Origin of the sequence: Sulfurimonas denitrificans DSM 1251 (assembly GCF_000012965.1) — a bacterium.
Taxonomy (GTDB): Bacteria; Campylobacterota; Campylobacteria; order Campylobacterales; family Sulfurimonadaceae; genus Sulfurimonas; species Sulfurimonas denitrificans.
The window spans coordinates 1,161,598-1,181,484 of record NC_007575.1; the positions used below are offsets into that span (position 1 = coordinate 1,161,598).

A 19,887-nucleotide genomic window follows, 5' to 3' on the forward strand; every position below is an offset into this window, starting at 1 on the left:
TTTAAAAAATCTTATCATAGATAAACAAGGTGTACTTTGAATATGACAGCAAAAGAACTCAACAAGGCTATTGAAACATTTTTCGCCAATCAAAAGCCAAAAGAGTGTTCCACTTACGAATCACTTATAGAACTTTTTGACAAACAACCAACAGCTGCACAAGCTGCAAATATTTTTAAACTAATACAGAAGCATAAAGCTTGCATATATACATCATCAGAACATGCGAAATTGCTTAATGACAAAGAAGCAGAAGCTAGAAGAAGTGCTCAAAGAAAGATGATTGAGAATAACGAGACAGACAGCTTTGACATATTAAAAGAGCATGAACTGCTTGAGTGGTCAAGATCTGATTCGCCTGTTCGTATGTATCTTCGTGAAATGGGTCAAATTCCACTGCTTACAAAAGAAGAAGAGATTGAGATAAGTAAGAAAATAGAAGGCGGAGAGAGTATTATCATTGATGCAATCTGTTCTGTTCCATACCTAATAGATTTTATACTTGACTATAGAGAGCCTCTGATAAACAGAGAAAGAAGAGTTAAAGAGCTTTTTAAGAGCTTTGAAGATGAAAAAGACGAGAGTGATGATAGTGAAGATAGCGATGATGATGTAGAAGATAGTGATGAAGAAAATGTAGTTGAAAAAACATTAACTGCTAAAGATAAAAGTAGAGTAGAAAAAGTAACTATAAGCTTTAAAGCTTTAGAAAAAGCTAAAAAAGAGTGGATAAAACTTGCTGAAAAATTAGCTGAAAATACTGATGCTGAACTCACAGCTGATCTCGTCATGCATTATCTAAGCGCTACTTATAAAAAAGGGGTTTTAAAAGAGAGGCTATTAGATCTAGGACCTACTTCAAAGCTCATAAATGAGCTTGTAAAAGCTATGGAGACCGCACTAAAGAGTGATGAAGGTTATGATAAAGAGTTAAAAAGATTAGAGTATAAACTACCTCTTTTCAATGCAACACTTAAAGCAAATCATAGAATACTAGTTGATAAGATTTGTGATTTAACAAAAGAGGATATAGCTACTATGGTGCCTGAAGCCACCATGGTTAGCACATACATGGAGATTAAGAAGTTAGTTCAAACAAAAGAGGCTTCAAAAAATAGCTTTGATATGGATCCAGAAAAGTTAGCAGATATTTTAGAACAGATTAAACGCGGTAAAAATATCTCTGAAATCTCCAAAACAAAAATGGCTAAATCAAACCTTAGACTTGTTGTATCTATTGCTAAGCGCTACACAAATCGAGGATTACCTTTCCTTGATCTTATTCAAGAGGGAAATATAGGGCTTATGAAAGCTGTTGACAAGTTTGAGTATCAAAAAGGTTACAAATTCTCAACTTATGCTACATGGTGGATTCGCCAAGCAATCTCTCGCGCAATTGCAGATCAAGCAAGAACTATTCGTATCCCTATTCACATGATAGAGACTATAAATCGTATTAACAAGATTATGCGTAAACACCTTCAAGAACATGGTAAAGAGCCAGATGTTGAAGTAATTGCACTAGAAGTTGGTCTCTCAGTTGAAAAAGTTAAAAATGTAATTAAAATCACAAAAGAGCCTATAAGTCTTGAAGCACCTATTGGAAGTGAAGATGATGGGCGCTTTGGCGATTTTATTGAAGATAAAACATCGCTATCTCCTTCTGATGCTATCTTAAAAGATGACTTAAGAGTTCAAATTGAGAGTGTTTTAGAGCAGCTAAATGAGAGAGAGAAAGCGGTTATCAAGCTTCGCTTTGGAATTATGGATGATGAGTCTGATAGAACATTAGAAGAGATTGGAAAAGAGCTCAATGTAACTCGTGAGAGAGTTCGTCAAATCGAGTCAAGTGCAATCAAAAAATTAAAACATCCTAAAGTTGGAAGAAAACTTAAAAATTATATAGAAGAGTAGTAGATTTAAAGATGACTTTTGAACAGCAATGGATAGAGTATGATTACAACCCTTTCATACTCTTTAACTCTTCCATGAAGATACTCTCGCTTAATGCTGAAGCACAATTTTTGCTTGGTTATGCAAGTGCGGAAGAGATTTTCAACCTTGCAACCACTTATGCAAATATCTCTTTTGGATTTAAAACAACTTTTCTTGAGTTAGGTTTTGGTCGTTACAATTTTTTTGCCATTACTGTTGGTTATGAAAATGATGAAACAATCGGTATTAAACTCTACCAAGCACCCTCCTTTAAAATAAACAAACCTAAACCTATAGGTGAAGTTGCAAATATCTATGCTCTCGTTGACTTATGTATTTTAACTTATTCTATAAACTCAAAAATAATTTTTGAAAAAATTTTTGATCCTACTATTCCAGAAATTATTATTGATTCAAATGGCTTCATAAGGATTTTAAACAAAGTTTACTCATGCTATGAGAAAAGCCAAAAGATTACCACAAAAATATTTTATAGAGTTGGTGAACATCTAAAATTTGAAGATAAAAAATACTCCATATTCTCCATAGAAATAAGTGCAAGTGAAGTAGATGAAGAGAGTTTAAATGAGTTAAAAGCTTTGAGTGCAAAGAGTAACTTTTTCATTGATATTCAAAAAAAGATAACTATAAATATTCCTATGATTTTATCTTAAAACTTAAATCTCTTGAGATAAAATATCCCGCTAGTATGCCAATAAAAAGAGATGGGAGATAGATTTTTATATCTAATATTTCATTATTTCTAAGTGCAACAAATCCTAAAATTAAAAATAGATACGGAGCCAATCTAAAGAGTGAAACTGACGCTCTTGAGCCTTTTTTAATATCTTTTAAATTTAAGATTTTTATCCTTTTTTTTTCCTCTTTAACAATAGCTTTTAAATCAAGCTCTTCAGCAGGAGCATCATTTATTGGTGTTTCATCATACAGCTCATAAGGATCTTCTACTTCATCCAAAAAATCTCTTTTTTCATCTATATTCTCTAGCTCTACTTGTGCATTAATCATCTTTTTATAAGCATAAGAAGAGCCTGCAATAATTAAAAAGCTACTAAGTGAGGCTATTTGCATATTTATAAAAAAATCAAAAGATACTAAAGCGGTTGCTAATATTAAAAACTCAAGAATCAAGAGATTTTTAATAGTTTTTTTCACTATAATCCTCTTCGTCATCTTCTTTATCATCAAGCTTTTTTTTAACGGCATATCTTGGCTCTTTTGCCAACTCTTCAAAGACTTTATACTGTTTTGAATAAGCTTTGTAAACATTTAAGATTGCTGCTGCAATACCTAAGAAAACACCTATCCAAAGCGTCCAAGCCGCTCCTGTCATATTTTTTAGTATTAAACCTATTCCAACTCCCATTAAAACGGCTACAACTATAGAGATTCCTAGAGAAAGGCTATCTGCAGCTTCTATTATTGGCTTTATTTTGGGAGTTTTTTCTTCTTTTTCAGACATTTGTAATTTCCTTAAAGACTTTAGCACTTGCTTTAATAGTATCTTCTATCATCTCATCAGTAATAGCAGTTGAGATAAAACCTGTCTCATAGAGTGAGCATGCAAAGTAAAAGCCCTCTTTGAGCATCTTAGAGTGAAATAAGGCAAATAGTTTCTCATCGGAGTTGCACGCATCTGCAAAGTTTTTCACTGGCTTCTCGTTGAAGAAAAATCCAAACATACTTCCTCTTGTGTCTATCTGCATTGCTATGCCATAAGTTTTTGCAGCTTCTTGCATACCCTCAACAAGTCTTGTTGCACGAGAGTTTAAAACAGAGATGATTTGTCCATTTTGTTTGAGTTTTGTAATAGCTGCAAGACCTGCTGCCATAGCAACTGGATTTCCGCTCAGTGTTCCTGCTTGATATACTGGTCCCTCGGGGGAGAGTTTAGCCATAATCTCGGCTCTTGCTCCAAAAGCACCAACTGGCATTCCACCACCGATTACTTTTCCTAGAGTTACTATGTCTGGCTTTACGCCAGTGATAGATTCCGCACCATGTACAGAGGCTCTAAAACCACTCATAACTTCATCAAAGATAAGCAAGGCACCATTTGCATCACAAAGTTCTCTTAGCTCACGTAAAAACTCTTTATCAGCTGGGACAAGTCCCATATTTCCAGCAATTGGCTCTATTATGACGCAAGCTACATCTTTGGAGTCAGAAAAGCACTTCTTTACGCTCTCTATGTTGTTATACTCTGCTAAGAGTGTATGCTTTGTAAAATCAGCTGGAACTCCTGGAGAGCTTGGGTTTCCAAACGTTGCAGCGCCACTTCCAGCTTGAACTAAAAGTGAATCGCTATGTCCATGATAACACCCTGTGAACTTTACAATATCATCACAGTTAGTATATCCACGAGCAAGACGGATAGCACTCATTACAGCCTCTGTTCCACTGCTTACAAATCTAATCTTCTCAATTGAGTCAAACATGGAGATAACAAGCGCAGCCAAATCACTCTCAGCTTGTGTTGGAGCGCCAAAACTAAGACCATGTTTGACAGCTTCTATAACAGCACTCTCAATGCTCTCATCTCTATGTCCAAAAAGAAGAGGACCCCAGCTTTGAACAAAATCAACATATCTATTTCCATCTATATCTGTTAAATATGCACCACTGCCATTCGCTATAAAAAGGGGCGTTCCTCCAACACTTTTAAAAGCTCTAACTGGAGAGTTTACGCCTCCTGGAATTAAGTTTTGTGCTTCTTTAAAAGCTTTTAATGAATTATCTATGCTCATAAAATGACCTTCTGTTTTTTTGTAATTATATCGAAGTTGTATTAATCTACATTAGTTATAATCTCGCAAAACTTTACATGTAAATGGAACTGCTTGAATCGCTCATACTTCTCTCTATTTGTTGCCATCTTGGTACATGTTTTGTTGATGCTTCTTTTTTGGCTATTAGGAACCATCACACCTGAAATAAAAAAAATTCAAAAACCAGAAGAGAATAAAATAAAGCTCTCACTTAAAGAGATTGAAAAAAAAGTGCAAAAGGATGATGATGGTGAAAAAAAAGTTATAGAAAAAACACCAGATATCGCTCCACAAATGCAAAGAGGAAAACAGTTAAAAGAGATAACAAAAGCTCCAAAAAAAGAGCCTATTAAGTATGATGAGCAAAAAATCTCAGAGCAAAAAAACACCTCACAATTAAACAAATCTCAAGAGCCTCAGCCAAAAGAGCCTAAACCAAAGACAGAACCTCTCCCTCCAACTAAACCATATATTCCGCTTTTACCACCACATGTAGAAGAGAAGAAAGAAAAAAGCAGCGATCCTCTTGCTTGGATGAGAGAAGATAAATCAGAAGAGCAGAGTAAAGATGAAAAAGTAAAAAAAGCCTCAGGAAGCAGTGTTGGAAACTCTGATTTAAGAGAGCTTTATGGAGATGAGTTCTCTAAGTTTACAGAGGGGCAACAGAAATACCTCATTGATAATCAAGAAATTATGAGAAGAATTACTCAAGAGATACTAAATAGAGTTGCGAGTGTAAATCTAAGACAAGAGATGAATGTAAATAAAGTAAATATTGTTGAGTTTTATCTTCATCCAAATGGAGATATGAGTGACTTTAAATTTTTACAAAATAGCGGTTATCATATACTTGACTCAACTACTCAAGAGACAATAGAGTTTGCATATAGCAGATATCCAAGACCTAAAGAGAAGATTCTTATAAGATACAACGTATTTTATAATCTAGCAAGATAGAGAACTATTTAAACGTTTTTATTGAGTGTTGCCAATGCGCCTTTGTAAATTGGCTCATCTATAAAACCGAACTCTTTATCCTCAAAACCGCTAATTCCCTCTTCTTGTTTTAGTTCAAATAGCTTAACAATTATCTCTGCACGTTTTATCTCTGCTTCACTGCTAGTAAAAACTCTATTTGCAATAGAGGCTTGAGTGGGAGAGAGGCACCCTTTTGCATCGTAGCCCATACTTTTTTCCAAAGAGAGCCACATCTCAAATTCAGGCAGTTTTTTAAACTCTTGATATACAAAAGAGACGGGTTTTACCCCTATTGATTTAGAGCTTATCAAAAAATGAGAAAGCATATACAAAACTACTGGATTCTCTCTTGAAATAAGAGTTTGGGATAACTTCATATCAGCAAAAATATCCAAAATCCCTAGATAAAAGGTAGTTACATTTTTATCAACTCTTAGCTCTAGCATACTATTCCATGCCTCTTTTGTCTCGATTGAGAGGTGAAGCTCTATCTTCTCATCTAGGAGTTCACATACAGACTCTACCTCTTTTTTATCTCTGATTTTTGGGACTCTTATAGCATCTGGCATAAAATTCTTTAGATATGCTATCTCATCATATCCGCCCTCATTTAGGGCATTTACACGAACTATTAATTTTTTATCGCACCTTTTGTAGTATGAGAGAAAAATAGCACACAAAACAAGCGCAAATGGCTTATCCACTTTACTTACACCATCTTCAAGGTTTAAGATTATAGCGTCGGCTTCAAGAGTGTCAATTTTTGTTAAATGTTTTAAGTTGTTACAAGAGAGCATTAAGAGTGAGCGAAAATCTGCTCTTTTATTTAGAGTTCTACATGTAGGCACAGCAAGCAAATTAAGAGCTTTTAAATCTCTACTTTCATAAGCCTCTATTATCTCTTGTAAATTATTTATCACTTTTTCTTTTTCTCTTGAAGATAAAAGTAGAGTGCTTTAATCTCTGTTTGTGTTAAAAAGTACCTTGGCATACCATTTTTTCTAACATTTAGAGCTCTATAAAAATCATTAAAATCCATACTGTTAATACCTGGAGCAAAAAATGTTTTCTGTTCCTTATTATGTTCATACCTTGCGACAATTTTACCCTCTCCAAACTCACCATGACACTTATGGCAACCAATTCCTCTTGGGTTTTTATATAGTGACGAAGAGTACTCCATCGGAGTTATAAAACTACTTTGTGCAAAAAGAGACAATGGTAACAAAAGTAACAACATATCTCTCATAAAGCGACCTTTTAATATATAAAGGTATAATAACAAAAAAATAATATTATGAGGTTTAAATGCAACTTCTTGATGGAAAAGCACTCTCTGCAAAGATAGAAACAACTGTAGCCAAAGAGGTAAAAGAGTTAAAAAACAGCACTAACTTAGTTCCTGGACTTGCAGTTATTTTAGTAGGGCAAGACCCTGCAAGTGCTGCTTATGTAAATATGAAAAAAAAGGCATGTGATAGAGTCGGTTTTTACTCTGTAACACATGAAATGCCAAGCGATATATCCCAAAGTGCAATAGAAAATACGATTACTATGATGAACAACAACCCAAATATCGATGGTATTTTGATTCAACTTCCACTCCCCACTCAGATAGATACAACAAAAATATTGGAGCTTGTAGAGCCAAGCAAAGATGTTGATGGTTTTCATCCATATAATGTAGGAAGGCTTACAACTGGACTTGATGGATTTGTCCCTTGTACTCCTCTTGGTGTTATGGAGCTTTTAAAAGAGTACAAAATAGATGTAAAAGGTAAAAATTGTGTTGTTGTTGGTGCATCAAATATAGTTGGAAAGCCTATGGCTGCACTTCTGTTAAATGCAAATGCAACAGTTGAAATTTGCCATATTTTTACAGATGATTTGAAAAAACATACACTGGCCGCAGATATGATTTTTGTAGGTGCTGGTGTTATAAATCTTATAAAAGAAGATATGGTTAAAGGTGGTGCTATTATCGTAGATATTGGCATAAACCGTGCCGAGAGTGGAAAACTTGTTGGAGATGTTGATTTTGAAAATGTAGCAAAAAAATGCTCATTTATAACTCCTGTTCCCGGTGGCGTTGGTCCTATGACAATCGCCATGCTCCTAAGCAACACACTAAAAGCCGCAAAAGCACATGCAAAAGAGAATGAATGAAAGAATTTTTATACAAAACATACAGATTTTCCAACTCATGGACGGGAACTATAATAATAGTTCTCTTTGTTATATTTTTTATCGCCCAAGCCTTTAAAATCCCAAGCGGTTCAATGAAAGACTCCCTTTTGATAGGAGACCACCTTTTTGCTAAAAAATTTGCTTATGGTGTCTCTATGCCACATATTCCATTTTTAGAGGTCTCTATTATGCCATGGAGCGATAGATTGCGTCTTGTAGATGGCGATAAACCTCAGCGTGGTGATGTAGTTATTTTTAGACCTCCTCACAACACCAAGCAGCACTTTGTAAAGAGATGTGTAGCCCTTCCTAATGATGAACTTTTTATATCAAATAAAGATTTGTATCTTCATCATAGCGAGGGTGATGTATGGATAGAGGATAATTTTAAAGAGCATGAGATAATTACTTTCGCAGGAAAGCTTTGGGTGAAAAATCCATATACAAAAGAGCATCCAGGGATTCATCATGATGAAAAAATCGTGAACAATGGAAGATACCCAATGGAGATTTTTCACTTTGCACCAATTAAAGTTGATGAAGGTTTCTACTTTATGATGGGTGATAATCGTGACCACTCAAACGATAGCCGTTTTTGGGGTGCAGTTCCTTATGAAAATATTGAAGGAACTCCTTGGTTTGTCTATTTCAGTATTGATGACAACTGGGAGATTAGATGGGATAGAATCGGAAAAACACCAACCGATTTAGAAGATGCTTCTCATTTAAGCAAAGCTGTTGCAGAGAGAATAAAACAAGATAAAGATGATCATGGAATCTATTGATTTATTAAAGATATCAACTGCTGTCTTAGCTCTAGCAATAGCTATTATAGGACATGAGATAATGCATGGCTGGGTTGCTTACATGTATGGTGACACAACAGCAAGAAACGCTGGAAGATTATCTATAAACCCTATCTCGCATGTTGATTTAGTTGGTACAATTATCGTTCCTGCAACTATGTATTTTTTGCCGATGCTTCTTGGAGCAGATAGCGGTTTCTTATTTGGTTGGGCAAAACCTGTACCAATCAACATGTCAACTGTTATAAAAAATGGCGGATACAACGCTGCTATGCAAGTTGATTTGGCTGGAATAGTATATAACTTTACACTTGCAGCATTTGCTTCTATCGCCATAGTTGCTATGAATCAACCAACAAGTGAAGACTCTTTAATCTATATTTTTTCTTACATGTTAGTTTTACAACTCCTAGTTATAAATGTAGTTCTTGGAGTATTTAACCTTCTTCCGATACCTCAGTTTGATGGTGCGCACTTTATCATGCATCTTAGTATGAAATATAGACTTGATTTTGTTGCAGAATTCTTTTACAAATATGAAAGATATGGAATAATTATAGTTCTAATAATTCTTATGACACCGATTAAAAACTTTGTACTACTGCTACCAGTACAGACTATTTTAGCTATGCTACTACCATAAAACAAGGAAGATAATGAAATTTTATATCGCAACAGATCATGCTGGATTAGACCTCAAAGATTATACAGTTGAGTTATTAAAAGATAAAGGTCATGAGGTTGTAGATCTTGGACCATTTTGTAAAGATAGAGTCGATTATCCTGATTATGCTACTAAAGTGTGTGAAGCTGTTTTAAAAGACAACTCAGCATTTGGAATTTTAATATGTGGTTCAGGAATCGGTATGAGCATGGCTGCAAATCGCTACTCTAACATACGCGCAGCACTTTGTCATGACGCATATACCGCTTCAGTTGCACGTGGGCATAATGATGCAAATGTTCTTTGCTTTGGTGAGAGAATTATAGGAAAAGGTGTAGCCGAGTCTATTATAGATGCTTGGATTGCTGGGAGCTTTGAGGGCGGTCGTCATGAGCAACGAGTTGCGAAAATAGAAGCGATAAATACTTAAACTGCCTACTTAAGGAAAAAAACATGTTTTTTGAATGGTCACTTTTAACAATATTATCAATGGCGGCTTTTTACTTTTTTGTAAAGATGTTTTACTTTAAAAGCATTACAAACAAAGAAAAGAGAAGTAATGACTTGATGAAACTTACTCTTCAAGAGGCTGAGATACTTATAAGAAAATATCAGATTCAACTTCAACGTGCATTAGGTAATGTTGATATTTTAAGTGATGAGTTAACAAAACTAAGAAATGAACTCAAAGTTTTAAAACAGAGAAATACAAAACACAGACAAGAGACTGATCGTCTCAACAATAAAATTAAAGCATTAGAGAGTCGTATAGACGCTCTACTTTAGAGGATAAGTTATGACATTGAGTAATACTGAGAGAGCTATAATTGAGAGTGCAATAAGAGATATAAAAGATTTTCCAAAACCAGGTATTGTATTTAAAGATATTACGACGCTGCTAAATAATGGAAAAGCTTTTGGTGTCACTATGAACCATCTTTATGAAAAATATAAAGAGTACAACTTAGACTATATTGCAGGAATAGATGCAAGAGGTTTTATATTTGGTGCGGCGTTAGCTCAAATGCTTGGAGTCGGTTTTGTTCCAATTCGAAAAAAAGGAAAACTCCCCTACACTACTATTAGTGAAAAATACTCTCTTGAATATGGTTTTGATGAAGTTGAAATTCATCTTGATGCTTTTAGTGCTATTCCAAACGCTAGAGTACTTCTTGTTGATGATTTAATAGCTACTGGTGGGACAGCGGCTGCTTCTGTAAAACTTATAAATCAAGCTGGTGCTTTATGTGTAGAGGCTTGTTTCATACTCTGTCTTAGTTTTTTAGACGGATATAAAAAATTACAAGAGTTAACTGAAGTTTACTCTTTAGTGGAGGTAAAATAATGTACATTCCATCAGCTTCAAAATTTGATCCAAAAAATGGTCACTTCGGCATCTTTGGCGGTAGATATGTACCTGAGACTCTTATGCCTGCACTTTTAAAACTAGAACAAGAGTATGAAAGTATCCGCTTTGACAAAGATTTTTGGAGTGAAGTGGACTACTATCTTGTAGATTATGTAGGTCGCCCTTCCCCGCTCTACTATGCAAAAAATATATCTGATGAACTTGGTGCAAAAATCTATCTAAAAAGAGAAGATTTAAACCATACAGGGGCACATAAAGTTAATAACGTTATTGCTCAAGGTCTTATGGCAAAACGTCTTGGATATAAAAAAATCATAGCTGAAACTGGAGCTGGTCAACATGGAGTAGCAACTGCTACTATCTGCGCACTTCTAGATTTAGAGTGTGAGATATTTATGGGTGCAAAAGATGTAGCTCGTCAGGAACTTAACGTTTTTCGTATGAAACTTCTTGGTGCAAAAGTAAATAGTGTCGAGAGCGGAAGCAAAACTCTAAAAGATGCTATGAATGATGCAATCCGTCACTGGGTAACAAATGCAAGAGATACTTTTTACATTATCGGAACAGTTGCAGGTCCGCATCCATATCCTATGATGGTTAGAGATTTTCAAGCTATTATCGGTTATGAAGCAAGAGCACAGATACTTAAAAAAGAGGGTCGTTTACCAGACCATGTTATAGCATGTATAGGCGGAGGAAGCAACGCTATTGGTATGTTTCAACACTTTTTAGAAGATAAAGAGGTTGAGTGTATTGGTATAGAAGCTGGCGGTCATGGTATAGAGACACTGGAGCATGGATGCTCACTTGAGAAAGGCAGAGCTGGAGTACTTCATGGGCAGATGAGCTATCTTCTTCAAGATGAAGATGGGCAGGTTCAAGAGGCATACTCTATCTCAGCTGGACTTGATTATCCTGGAATTGGACCCGAACATGCGTTTCATTTTGAAAATAAAAGCGTAAGTTATAATCATGCAACAGATCAAGAAGCTCTAGATGCATTTGTTTGGCTCTCACGCAAGGAGGGAATTATTCCCGCATTTGAGAGCGCACATGCAGTAGCTTACCTTAAAAAAATGCCAAATATAAAAAATAAACTTATCATTGTTAACCTTTCAGGCAGAGGCGACAAAGATATGATTCAAGCAAAAAATATATTAAATTTTGATAACTAAGGATAGATAGTGAATATTAAACTAATTGAAAAAGAGTTAAGTGAAGTTTTAGCGGATGTAAATGTTATATTTGTAAAAAAAGATGAGTTAGCAGAGTGTTTACATGTAGATATCTTAGAGAAAGCTGGATTTAAAGCCGAACAGGAGAGTATCTGCTTTTTATATGAGAAGGGATTGCTTTTTTGTGGAGTTGATAGTAAAAAAAGTGATGATATAAGAGCTGCAACTTCTGTTGTTATAAAAACATTAAAGAGTTCAAACTTCAAATCAGCAAAAATTTCAATCTTAAGCAAATCAGTTATAAGTGCTCTTGTCGAGGGTGTTGTTCTTGGCGGATATGAGTTTAATGATTATAAATCAGAGCCTAAGCTATCAGTATTTGAAGATATTTTTCTAGTCTCTAATGATTTGGATTACACTAAAGTAGAAGAGAGTTTTGCTGAAGCTCTAATAGTAGCAAATGCTACAAATTTTACTCGTGACATAGTAAACAAAGCGCCGCAAGAGATTAACCCTCAAACGCTGAGCGGTGTTGCAAAAGAGCTGGCAAAACAGAACAATCTAGAGTGTACTATCTTAGATGAGAGCGCATTGGAGAAAGAAAAAATGGGTGCAATGCTTGCAGTTGGTCGTGCTTCTGTTCATGAGAGTGCACTGATTCATTTAGCATACAAACCACAAAACCCTAAAAAAATCATCACACTTGTTGGAAAAGGTCTAACATACGATAGCGGCGGGCTTAGTCTAAAACCTGCTACTTCTATGGTAACTATGAAAATGGACAAGGCTGGTGCATGTGCAGTTTTAGGAATCATTAAAGCGGTAAGCGAGTTAAAGCTTGATGTTGAAGTTCATGCATTTATTGGCGCAGTTGAAAATATGATAGGTGGAAATGCTTACAAGCCTGATGATGTTTTAGTCTCAAGAAGTAAAACTACAATTGAGATTAGAAACACTGATGCTGAGGGTCGTTTGGTCTTAGCAGACGTTCTTGATTATGCACAAGATGCAGTTAAATCAGATTATATCTTTGATTTTGCCACACTTACGGGTGCATGTATGATAGCTCTTGGTCAATACACAACAGGTTTAATGGGGCACTCTCATAAACTAAAGCATGATATCTCTCGCGCAGGAAGCGATGCAGGAGAGATGATAAGTTCACTTCCATTTAACAAGCATCTTAAAAAACTTCTAAAGAGCGAAATAGCAGATATCAGCAATACGGCTTCAAAACCTTACGGTGGAGCAATTACAGCGGGTATGTTTTTAGATAAATTTATAAGGGATGAGAACAAGAACAAATGGATGCACTTTGACATAGCTGGAACTGCTTATACAGAAGCTGCGTGGGATTGTAACGTTTATGGTGGAACTGGCGCTGGAGTGCGTCTTATGTGTGAGTTTATAAAAGAGATAAAATAAATTATTAATGCTTTATGTAGATAGAATAAAACCAACATTTTTTCTATTTACCGATGCAAGTGCAAATCCGCAAACAAATATCGGTTATGGAGCGTATCTGCTCTTAGCCGAGTATGAGTTTAACACTCCATACCCTCAAGATAAAATCCTAATAAGAAGATTTATAAATACAACTTCATCAAAACTCGAACTGCAAAGTTTAATATGGGCGCTTGGCAAGATAAAGTTTAAAAAACGCAAGATTATAATCTATACAGATTCTCAAAATATCATCTCACTTCTTGCTAGAAAAGAGAAGCTTATCAAAAATGGCTTCATGAACAAAAAAGAAGAACTCCTCAAAAACCACAAACTATACAAAAGATTTTATAAACTCCTTACATGTAATGATTGTGATCTTATAAAAGTAAAAGGTCATAAAAAGAGCGAAGATAAAGATAGTATTGATAAACTTTTTACACTCGTAGATAGAGCCTCAAGAGACGCACTAAGAGCAGAATTACGAAAAAAATCTCATAAAATATAGAAGCCAAATCCCACCTTATCACTCTCTATGCTAATTTTGGCTAAAATACAAACTAATTAATAATATAAAAAGGTCAATTATGGGTTTAAGCATCGGTCTTGTAGGACTTCCAAACGTAGGTAAATCAACAACTTTCAACGCACTCACAAAAGCGCAAAATGCAGAAGCGGCAAACTACCCGTTTTGTACAATCGAGCCAAACAAAGCAGTAGTTCCTGTTCCAGATAGCAGACTTCAAGCTCTTGCAAAGATAGTAAATCCAGAGAGAATACAGTACTCAACACTAGATTTTGTCGATATCGCAGGTTTAGTAAAAGGTGCTAGCAAGGGTGAGGGTTTAGGAAATAAATTTTTATCAAATATTCGTGAGACAGAAGTTATTCTACATATAGTTAGATGTTTTGAGGATGATAATATAGTTCATACAGAAGCTAGTATCGACCCCTTAAGAGACGTTGAAATAATCGAGGGCGAACTTATTTTAGCTGATATAGAAGTTTTACAAAACAGAGCAGACAGACTAAAAAAACAGGCAAAAACAGATAAAACTGCGGCTGCTCTTTTAGCTCTAGCAGAGGAACTTTTAGAGTATTTAGCAGATGGAAATTTAGCTAGAAACTTTCACAAATGTGATAGCGAAGAGTACAAACAGCTAAACCACGAAGTAAGACTTTTAACAGGTAAAGAGATAATGTATGGAGCAAATGTTGATGAAGATGGTCTGCTAGAAGATAGCGATTTTGTTATCAAACTAAAAGAACATGCTGCAAAAAACAGCTGTGAACTTATAAAACTTTGTGCAAAAATTGAAGAGGAGTTAATCGGACTTAGCGATGATGAAGCTGAGGAGTTTTTATCTTCACTCGGAGTAGAAGAGTCAGGACTTAGCCAAATCATACAAAAAGGGTTTGACAAGTTAGGTCTTATGAGCTACTTTACAGCTGGAGTAAAAGAGGTTCGTGCATGGACTATTCGCAAAAACACAACAGCACCAAAAGCAGCAGCAGTTATCCATAATGACTTTGAAAAAGGTTTTATCCGAGCAGAAGTTATTGCTTATAGTGATTTTGTTACATGTGGTGGCGAAAATAAGGCAAAAGAGGCTGGAAAAATGCGCCTAGAAGGCAAAGAGTATATAGTTCAAGATGGCGACATTATGCACTTTAGGTTTAATTTATAATTAAAGTTATTGTTATCTATTGTGCCAATATGTTAAAGCAATATTTATGCTAAAATATAAAAACTTAACTACTAAAGAGTCTATTTTATGTTTATCAAAATACTGTTTTTACCTCTAATTTTATTAAATCTTTACGCAAATAATGCACTTGAGGGTGTCTATTATGTTGATAGTAAAGATGTAAAAATATCAACAGTGATTCCACATGTAAAAAGTGATTTTTCAATTCTTACTATAGAAGAGAATAGATATTCGCAAAGAATCAAATCAAAAGAGTTTATTGAACTTTTATCAAAGCATGGATATAAAAATTACACCTCAAAGAGCAGTTATATAAATTTTATCCTAAAGAGTCCAATCAACACATCCAAATTAGAGCAGAGATTAGAAGAGTATTATAAAAAAAGTTATGAAAATATAGATATAAAATCTATACATGTAGAGCCACGTGGGTATTTATCCTCGCTTCCTGAAGTTTATACTATACAGCTAAGAGATGATGATTTTTTATCAGACAGAGGCGTAATAAGCATAAAAACAGATGATAATAAAAAGCTTTTTTTTGACTACAATATAATTGCCAACGTTGAAGTTTACAAAAGCAAAGATAGTTTAAAAAAAGATACAAATCTCTCTCCATCAAACACATTCAAAAAGAGCGTTAGACTAGATAGATTTAGAGATAAACCTCTTCAAAATATCTATAAAACATCCCTTCAAGTAAAGCGACATATTCAAAAAGATGCAATTTTAACGATAAGAGACGTAGAAATCGCAGATGTGGTAAAGAGAGACTCTAACATCAACGTAACCATGCACAGAGATGGAATGGATATTACTTTTAGTGCAAAAGCTCAAAAAGACGCTAAAGTAAATGATATAATAAATGTTCAAAACAGCAGTGGAAAAATTTTAAAAGTAAAAGTTACAGGTAGTAACTCAGCGGAGATAGAGTGAAAGAGAGAAAAATCGTAGTAGCATCAAGCGGTGCTAGTGGAGTAAATTTGGGTATAAAAATACTTGAACTTCTTCCGCAAGAGATAGAGAAACATTTTATAATGACACAACATGCGGAGGTTGTTTTAGATAAAGAGCTGCATATTACAATTCATGAAAATGAAAACATAGCCTCAAGTATAGCTTCTGGCTCGTTTGGTGTTGATGCTATGATAATTGCGCCATGCAGTATGAATACGCTTGCTAAGATTGCATGCGGGATTGCTGATAATCTAGTCACACGTTGTGCAAGTGTCATGATCAAAGAGCGCAAACAGCTTATCTTAGCTCCACGTGAGATGCCTTTTTCTGCCATAGCGCTAGAAAATATGCATAAACTCTCAATGTTAGGAGTTATAATAGCTCCTCCTGTTATGGCTTACTACTCAAAACAGCAGACTTTAGATGATATGGAAAACTTTATTATTGGAAAGTGGTTTGATCTGCTTGGAATTGAAAATAGTCTATATAAAAGATGGGAATAATGAAGAAAATAGCGCTCTATCCAGGGACTTTTGACCCCATTACAAACGGACATTTTGACATTATAGAGCGAGCATTGAATCTTTTTGATGAAGTGATAGTAGCAGTTGCACTCTCTGCTGATAAAAAGCCCATGTACATGCTTGATGAGCGTATAGTGATGGTAAAAGCTGCCCTAATGGGACTAAAAAACGTAACCGTTGTAGGTTTTGACAACTTAACTGTAGAGTTAGCAAAATCAAATAATGCTACTGTTTTAATTCGTGGTCTTCGTGCTGTTAGCGACTTTGAGTATGAGCTTCAACTTGGATACCTAAATAACTCTTTAGACGAGGAAATTGAGACTGTCTATCTTATGCCAAAACTTCAACACGCTTTTATAAGCTCTTCTATTGTTAGAAATCTTCTCAAATTTAATGCAAAAACAGAGCATTTAGTTCCAAAAGAGGTTCAAAAAATTATAGCGGAGAAAAAATCATGTATATTGCAATAGAGGGGATTGATACTGCTGGGAAAAGTACACAGATAGCAAAGCTCCAAGAGCATTTTAGTGATGCAATAATCACTAAAGAGCCTGGTGGAACAGAAGCTGGTAAAGAGATAAGAGAGATAGTTTTAAACGCAAAAATAAAGAGTAAAAAAGCAGAATTTTTACTATTTTTAGCTGATCGTGCAGAGCATATACAAGAGGTTATTGAACCAAATCTATCTAAGATGATTATCTCTGATAGAAGTGTAGTGAGTGGTGTAGCTTATGCTTTAGTTCAAGGTGAAATCAGTGAAACGGCAATACTACACTTAAATAGATTTGCAACTGGTGGAATATATCCACAAAAGATTTTTCTACTTCAACTAACAAATGAGGAGCTCTCTCTTAGGCTTTCGCAAAAAAAATTAGATGGAATTGAGTTAAGAGGCATTGAATACCTTCTAAAAATTCAAGACGCACTCATAAAAGCGTCAAACCTCTTAAATATAGAACTTGTACTTATTGATGCAACAAAAAATATTGACTCTATCACGCAAGAGATATTAAACAATATAAATATCTAACTTGTCTTTTTTTATAATGTTGATTTATATCAACACCTCCTCTTTAAAAAGTCTCTATTATTCGTCATTGTTATATAACAGATGGAGATTTTATGCGTCTTAGAAACTACTTTAATAGAATGAAAACAAAAGATATTCGCCCTTCTCGCAAACCATTAACTAAGATAATATGGTCTGTTGTAGGCGCATTTATCGGTATATATGTAATGTCAATTTTTAGTAACCTATTTTCGGCAAAAGATAGTTTTTTTCTTCTTGGCTCATTTGGAGCATCTGCGGTTTTGGTATATGGTGCTCCAGAAGTACATTTTTCACAACCTAGAAACTTAATAGGCGGACATATAATCTCTGCTTTTATATCAGTATTTTTGGTCAAGATGTTAGGAGATGTATTAAGTCTGGAAATTTTATGTTCACTTAGTGTGGCTCTTTCTGTTTTAGCTATGCATCTCACTCTCACTATGCATCCTCCAGGAGGGGCGACCGCTCTTTTATATGTAATTGGAAGTGAGCATATTCAATCACTTGGATGGCTATACCCTTTTACTCCGATTGGGTTAGGAACGCTTATGATGCTTGTGATAGCTCTTGTAGTTAACAATATGTCAAATAATTCAAAAAGACACTATCCTCTTTATTGGTATTAAAGAGGTGCTTTGTTTTTTACATTAACCAACCAGTATGAAAAAGCCAATGCAACGATTACTACACCTATAACTAAAAGGTCATTGCCTTTCTCCGAAGAGAGCGAGTAGATAAGTACTTTTCTGATAAGTGCTGCCATGGCAAGCATTATAAAAGCGCCTATCGCAAAACCTTTGCCTTGAAGATGATTTATCTCTTCATGAATAAGCTCTATAGCTGCCCATAAAACAAGCAAACTTCCAAGAACTGTCAAAATCCCCTTCTCTATTCCTATGTCTGAGAAAAAGAGTAGATAAATATCATATACAAAAAGTCCAATAGCAAAAAAAGCGACAAGAGCGAGTGAACCTGCTAAAAAGAAGTTTATATATGAGTTAAATTTTTTAAGCCCGCCTAAAATTGTCTTTTCAAATTTAGAGAGTGATAAAAACTTACTTAACTCCTCTTCTCTGTATGAACTAGTAAGCGTATCAAGGTTTATATCTACAATTTTTTCAGCTGCTTGAATCGCCTTTAAACGACTCTCTTCATCTTCTATGCTCTCTTGTATATTCTTGATTATAAACGTTCTTACAAAAGTAAAAGCTGAGTTAACATAGTGGGTAGGAAGTCCTATTCTTACATGTATTTCACCAATTTTATATAGATACATAAAGTACTGTAAATCATATTTTCCGCAAAATAGGTTTATGAACCAAGCTTTTATCTTAGTTCTGTGATAATCGATAATTTTCTGATTTTTAAGAAATTTTGCAGTTGAGCCAAAGCCCCAAATATAATCATAAAACTCATTTATAAACTTATCTGAAAGCTCACTCATTTTTGGTTGAAGAGTCGCTAAAATACGAGCTTCTTCTTCACTAAATTTATAGTCTGCTTTTAAACTATCATGTTGTTGCATCATAAACCTTTTTGTTCATATTTTGTAATTATACGCAAAAAAATCTATTTTAACTAGTCACTCTATCTTGATTTTGAAGCTCATCTAAAACTTGGCAAAATGGGTCGTGGATGTCGTTACAAGGCTCTATGCCTATAAAAACATTATTGTCTGTTTTCTCATACGCTTGTGTTGCAAACTCCCAGTTTATATGCTCCCAAAACTCTTCTAAATACTTTTGACGCAGATTTTTATAATCCAAATAATAGGCGTGTTCCCACACATCACAAACAAAAATAGGAATCAAATTTGAAGCAAGTGGCGTATGTGCATTGCTTGTCTGCTTTAGCACCAACATCCCCTTTGGTTCTCTACATAACCACACCCACCCTGAACCAAACAGCGTCACTCCAGCTTTTATAAACTCTTCTCTCAACTTATCCAAAGAGCCAAAATCGTTGTCTATCTTCTCTTGTAGTTTTTTACTAGGTTTTGACTTTGAAGAAGCAAGTGAATTCCAGTAAAATGAGTGGTTAAACACCTGCGCCGCATTATTAAAAACCGCCCCATCAGAATCACGTATGATTGCAGATAGAGACATCTTATCAAACTCACTATCTTTTATAAGCTCATTGAGCTTATTTACGTAACCAGTATGATGCTTACCATAATGGTACTCTATTGTCTCTTTTGAAATAAACGGCTCTAACGCATCGTGCGTAAAAGGCAACTTTGTTAACTCTATCATGGTCATATCCTCACTTTTTTCAATTTACAATTTTTGTACAGCAACAAG

The 19,887-nt window shown here is 34.9% G+C and carries 25 protein-coding genes; 18 read left to right on the top strand and 7 right to left on the bottom strand.

Features of this window, described 5'->3' with window-relative positions:
* Positions 1–42 precede the first annotated feature (42 nt).
* Both rpoD and SUDEN_RS05805 read left to right on the top strand, forming a co-directional pair.
* Positions 43–1,914 carry an RNA polymerase sigma factor RpoD gene (rpoD, locus tag SUDEN_RS05800; RefSeq protein WP_011372735.1) on the top strand — a complete coding sequence of 624 codons (1,872 nt, stop codon included), beginning with the start codon at positions 43–45 and terminating at the stop codon, positions 1,912–1,914.
* A gap of 11 nt (positions 1,915–1,925) precedes the next feature.
* Complete coding sequence (locus tag SUDEN_RS05805) at positions 1,926–2,609, top strand: hypothetical protein (RefSeq protein WP_011372736.1); 684 nt, start codon at positions 1,926–1,928, stop codon at positions 2,607–2,609.
* Here SUDEN_RS05805 and SUDEN_RS05810 read toward each other — a convergent pair.
* From SUDEN_RS05810 to hemL, 3 genes are read right to left on the bottom strand one after another with little or no spacing between them, the layout of a single operon-like run.
* Positions 2,593–3,111, bottom strand: a complete 519-nt coding sequence (locus SUDEN_RS05810; RefSeq protein ID WP_238374791.1) for a hypothetical protein — start codon at positions 3,109–3,111, stop codon at positions 2,593–2,595. The genes SUDEN_RS05805 and SUDEN_RS05810 overlap by 17 nt on opposite strands.
* Positions 3,095–3,418, bottom strand: a complete 324-nt coding sequence (locus SUDEN_RS05815) for an AtpZ/AtpI family protein (RefSeq protein WP_011372738.1) — start codon at positions 3,416–3,418, stop codon at positions 3,095–3,097. Before SUDEN_RS05815 ends, SUDEN_RS05810 begins: the two co-directional genes overlap by 17 nt.
* On the bottom strand, positions 3,411–4,703 hold the full coding sequence (hemL, locus tag SUDEN_RS05820) for a glutamate-1-semialdehyde 2,1-aminomutase (RefSeq protein WP_011372739.1): 1,293 nt from the start codon (positions 4,701–4,703) through the stop codon (positions 3,411–3,413). Before hemL ends, SUDEN_RS05815 begins: the two co-directional genes overlap by 8 nt.
* A gap of 93 nt (positions 4,704–4,796) precedes the next feature.
* Between hemL and SUDEN_RS05825 the strand changes: the two genes are divergently transcribed.
* Positions 4,797–5,681, top strand: coding sequence for an energy transducer TonB family protein (locus SUDEN_RS05825; protein WP_148153544.1), 885 nt, complete (start codon positions 4,797–4,799; stop codon positions 5,679–5,681).
* Positions 5,682–5,689: 8 nt separating this feature from the next.
* Here SUDEN_RS05825 and SUDEN_RS05830 read toward each other — a convergent pair whose 3' ends face one another.
* Positions 5,690–6,622 carry an HpcH/HpaI aldolase/citrate lyase family protein gene (locus SUDEN_RS05830; protein WP_011372741.1) on the bottom strand — a complete coding sequence of 311 codons (933 nt, stop codon included), beginning with the start codon at positions 6,620–6,622 and terminating at the stop codon, positions 5,690–5,692.
* Entirely contained in the window at positions 6,619–6,951 is a 333-nt protein-coding gene (locus SUDEN_RS05835) for a c-type cytochrome (protein ID WP_011372742.1), read from the bottom strand. The genes SUDEN_RS05830 and SUDEN_RS05835 overlap by 4 nt, the downstream gene beginning before the upstream one ends.
* A 59-nt stretch (positions 6,952–7,010) precedes the next feature.
* Between SUDEN_RS05835 and folD the strand changes: the two genes are divergently transcribed.
* The 15 genes from folD to SUDEN_RS05910 all read left to right on the top strand — a co-directional run bounded on the left by folD (position 7,011) and on the right by SUDEN_RS05910 (position 18,213).
* Complete coding sequence (folD, locus tag SUDEN_RS05840; RefSeq protein WP_011372743.1) at positions 7,011–7,868, top strand: bifunctional methylenetetrahydrofolate dehydrogenase/methenyltetrahydrofolate cyclohydrolase FolD; 858 nt, start codon at positions 7,011–7,013, stop codon at positions 7,866–7,868.
* Positions 7,865–8,674, top strand: a complete 810-nt coding sequence (gene lepB, locus SUDEN_RS05845) for a signal peptidase I (protein WP_011372744.1) — start codon at positions 7,865–7,867, stop codon at positions 8,672–8,674. Before folD ends, lepB begins: the two co-directional genes overlap by 4 nt.
* Positions 8,661–9,338 carry a site-2 protease family protein gene (locus tag SUDEN_RS05850; RefSeq protein ID WP_041672253.1) on the top strand — a complete coding sequence of 226 codons (678 nt, stop codon included), beginning with the start codon at positions 8,661–8,663 and terminating at the stop codon, positions 9,336–9,338. The genes lepB and SUDEN_RS05850 overlap by 14 nt, the downstream gene beginning before the upstream one ends.
* Positions 9,339–9,351: 13 nt before the next feature.
* Complete coding sequence (gene rpiB, locus SUDEN_RS05855) at positions 9,352–9,789, top strand: ribose 5-phosphate isomerase B (protein ID WP_011372746.1); 438 nt, start codon at positions 9,352–9,354, stop codon at positions 9,787–9,789.
* 23 nt (positions 9,790–9,812) lie between these two features.
* The gene (locus tag SUDEN_RS05860; RefSeq protein WP_011372747.1) at positions 9,813–10,145 is read left to right on the top strand and encodes a hypothetical protein; all 333 of its coding nucleotides are present in this window, start codon (positions 9,813–9,815) and stop codon (positions 10,143–10,145) included.
* A gap of 10 nt (positions 10,146–10,155) precedes the next feature.
* On the top strand, positions 10,156–10,704 hold the full coding sequence (locus SUDEN_RS05865) for an adenine phosphoribosyltransferase (protein ID WP_011372748.1): 549 nt from the start codon (positions 10,156–10,158) through the stop codon (positions 10,702–10,704).
* The gene (gene trpB / locus SUDEN_RS05870; RefSeq protein WP_011372749.1) at positions 10,704–11,903 is read left to right on the top strand and encodes a tryptophan synthase subunit beta; all 1,200 of its coding nucleotides are present in this window, start codon (positions 10,704–10,706) and stop codon (positions 11,901–11,903) included. The genes SUDEN_RS05865 and trpB overlap by 1 nt, the downstream gene beginning before the upstream one ends.
* A 9-nt stretch (positions 11,904–11,912) precedes the next feature.
* A complete protein-coding gene (locus SUDEN_RS05875; protein ID WP_011372750.1) occupies positions 11,913–13,328 on the top strand; it encodes a leucyl aminopeptidase in 1,416 nt (471 codons plus the stop codon).
* A 7-nt stretch (positions 13,329–13,335) separates the two neighbouring features.
* Positions 13,336–13,854 carry an RNase H family protein gene (locus SUDEN_RS05880; protein WP_011372751.1) on the top strand — a complete coding sequence of 173 codons (519 nt, stop codon included), beginning with the start codon at positions 13,336–13,338 and terminating at the stop codon, positions 13,852–13,854.
* A gap of 79 nt (positions 13,855–13,933) precedes the next feature.
* Positions 13,934–15,034, top strand: coding sequence for a redox-regulated ATPase YchF (ychF, locus tag SUDEN_RS05885; RefSeq protein ID WP_011372752.1), 1,101 nt, complete (start codon positions 13,934–13,936; stop codon positions 15,032–15,034).
* A gap of 87 nt (positions 15,035–15,121) precedes the next feature.
* Positions 15,122–15,991, top strand: a complete 870-nt coding sequence (gene flgA / locus SUDEN_RS05890; RefSeq protein WP_011372753.1) for a flagellar basal body P-ring formation chaperone FlgA — start codon at positions 15,122–15,124, stop codon at positions 15,989–15,991.
* On the top strand, positions 15,988–16,515 hold the full coding sequence (locus SUDEN_RS05895) for a UbiX family flavin prenyltransferase (RefSeq protein WP_011372754.1): 528 nt from the start codon (positions 15,988–15,990) through the stop codon (positions 16,513–16,515). Before flgA ends, SUDEN_RS05895 begins: the two co-directional genes overlap by 4 nt.
* Positions 16,515–17,006, top strand: coding sequence for a pantetheine-phosphate adenylyltransferase (gene coaD / locus SUDEN_RS05900; RefSeq protein WP_041672255.1), 492 nt, complete (start codon positions 16,515–16,517; stop codon positions 17,004–17,006). Before SUDEN_RS05895 ends, coaD begins: the two co-directional genes overlap by 1 nt.
* The gene (gene tmk, locus SUDEN_RS05905) at positions 16,991–17,566 is read left to right on the top strand and encodes a dTMP kinase (RefSeq protein WP_011372756.1); all 576 of its coding nucleotides are present in this window, start codon (positions 16,991–16,993) and stop codon (positions 17,564–17,566) included. Before coaD ends, tmk begins: the two co-directional genes overlap by 16 nt.
* Positions 17,567–17,658: 92 nt before the next feature.
* Positions 17,659–18,213 carry an HPP family protein gene (locus SUDEN_RS05910; protein ID WP_011372757.1) on the top strand — a complete coding sequence of 185 codons (555 nt, stop codon included), beginning with the start codon at positions 17,659–17,661 and terminating at the stop codon, positions 18,211–18,213.
* Here the strand turns inward: SUDEN_RS05910 and SUDEN_RS05915 are convergent.
* Complete coding sequence (locus SUDEN_RS05915) at positions 18,210–19,112, bottom strand: protoglobin domain-containing protein (RefSeq protein ID WP_011372758.1); 903 nt, start codon at positions 19,110–19,112, stop codon at positions 18,210–18,212. The genes SUDEN_RS05910 and SUDEN_RS05915 overlap by 4 nt on opposite strands.
* A gap of 49 nt (positions 19,113–19,161) precedes the next feature.
* The gene (locus SUDEN_RS05920) at positions 19,162–19,839 is read right to left on the bottom strand and encodes a superoxide dismutase (protein ID WP_011372759.1); all 678 of its coding nucleotides are present in this window, start codon (positions 19,837–19,839) and stop codon (positions 19,162–19,164) included.
* Positions 19,840–19,887 lie beyond the last annotated feature (48 nt).

Excerpts from the sequence above, each read along its gene's own strand:
- rpoD (WP_011372735.1), top strand. The coding sequence starts at position 43 with ATGACAGCAAAAGAACTCAACAAGGCTATTGAAACATTTTTCGCCAAT.
- SUDEN_RS05805 (WP_011372736.1), top strand. The coding sequence starts at position 1,926 with ATGACTTTTGAACAGCAATGGATAGAGTATGATTACAACCCTTTCATA.
- SUDEN_RS05815 (WP_011372738.1), bottom strand. The coding sequence starts at position 3,418 with ATGTCTGAAAAAGAAGAAAAAACTCCCAAAATAAAGCCAATAATAGAA.
- hemL (WP_011372739.1), bottom strand. The coding sequence starts at position 4,703 with ATGAGCATAGATAATTCATTAAAAGCTTTTAAAGAAGCACAAAACTTA.
- SUDEN_RS05835 (WP_011372742.1), bottom strand. The coding sequence starts at position 6,951 with ATGAGAGATATGTTGTTACTTTTGTTACCATTGTCTCTTTTTGCACAA.
- folD (WP_011372743.1), top strand. The coding sequence starts at position 7,011 with ATGCAACTTCTTGATGGAAAAGCACTCTCTGCAAAGATAGAAACAACT.
- lepB (WP_011372744.1), top strand. The coding sequence starts at position 7,865 with ATGAAAGAATTTTTATACAAAACATACAGATTTTCCAACTCATGGACG.
- SUDEN_RS05850 (WP_041672253.1), top strand. The coding sequence starts at position 8,661 with ATGGAATCTATTGATTTATTAAAGATATCAACTGCTGTCTTAGCTCTA.
- rpiB (WP_011372746.1), top strand. The coding sequence starts at position 9,352 with ATGAAATTTTATATCGCAACAGATCATGCTGGATTAGACCTCAAAGAT.
- SUDEN_RS05860 (WP_011372747.1), top strand. The coding sequence starts at position 9,813 with ATGTTTTTTGAATGGTCACTTTTAACAATATTATCAATGGCGGCTTTT.
- SUDEN_RS05865 (WP_011372748.1), top strand. The coding sequence starts at position 10,156 with ATGACATTGAGTAATACTGAGAGAGCTATAATTGAGAGTGCAATAAGA.
- trpB (WP_011372749.1), top strand. The coding sequence starts at position 10,704 with ATGTACATTCCATCAGCTTCAAAATTTGATCCAAAAAATGGTCACTTC.
- SUDEN_RS05880 (WP_011372751.1), top strand. The coding sequence starts at position 13,336 with ATGCTTTATGTAGATAGAATAAAACCAACATTTTTTCTATTTACCGAT.
- ychF (WP_011372752.1), top strand. The coding sequence starts at position 13,934 with ATGGGTTTAAGCATCGGTCTTGTAGGACTTCCAAACGTAGGTAAATCA.
- flgA (WP_011372753.1), top strand. The coding sequence starts at position 15,122 with ATGTTTATCAAAATACTGTTTTTACCTCTAATTTTATTAAATCTTTAC.
- coaD (WP_041672255.1), top strand. The coding sequence starts at position 16,515 with ATGAAGAAAATAGCGCTCTATCCAGGGACTTTTGACCCCATTACAAAC.
- tmk (WP_011372756.1), top strand. The coding sequence starts at position 16,991 with ATGTATATTGCAATAGAGGGGATTGATACTGCTGGGAAAAGTACACAG.
- SUDEN_RS05910 (WP_011372757.1), top strand. The coding sequence starts at position 17,659 with ATGCGTCTTAGAAACTACTTTAATAGAATGAAAACAAAAGATATTCGC.
- SUDEN_RS05915 (WP_011372758.1), bottom strand. The coding sequence starts at position 19,112 with ATGCAACAACATGATAGTTTAAAAGCAGACTATAAATTTAGTGAAGAA.
- SUDEN_RS05920 (WP_011372759.1), bottom strand. The coding sequence starts at position 19,839 with ATGATAGAGTTAACAAAGTTGCCTTTTACGCACGATGCGTTAGAGCCG.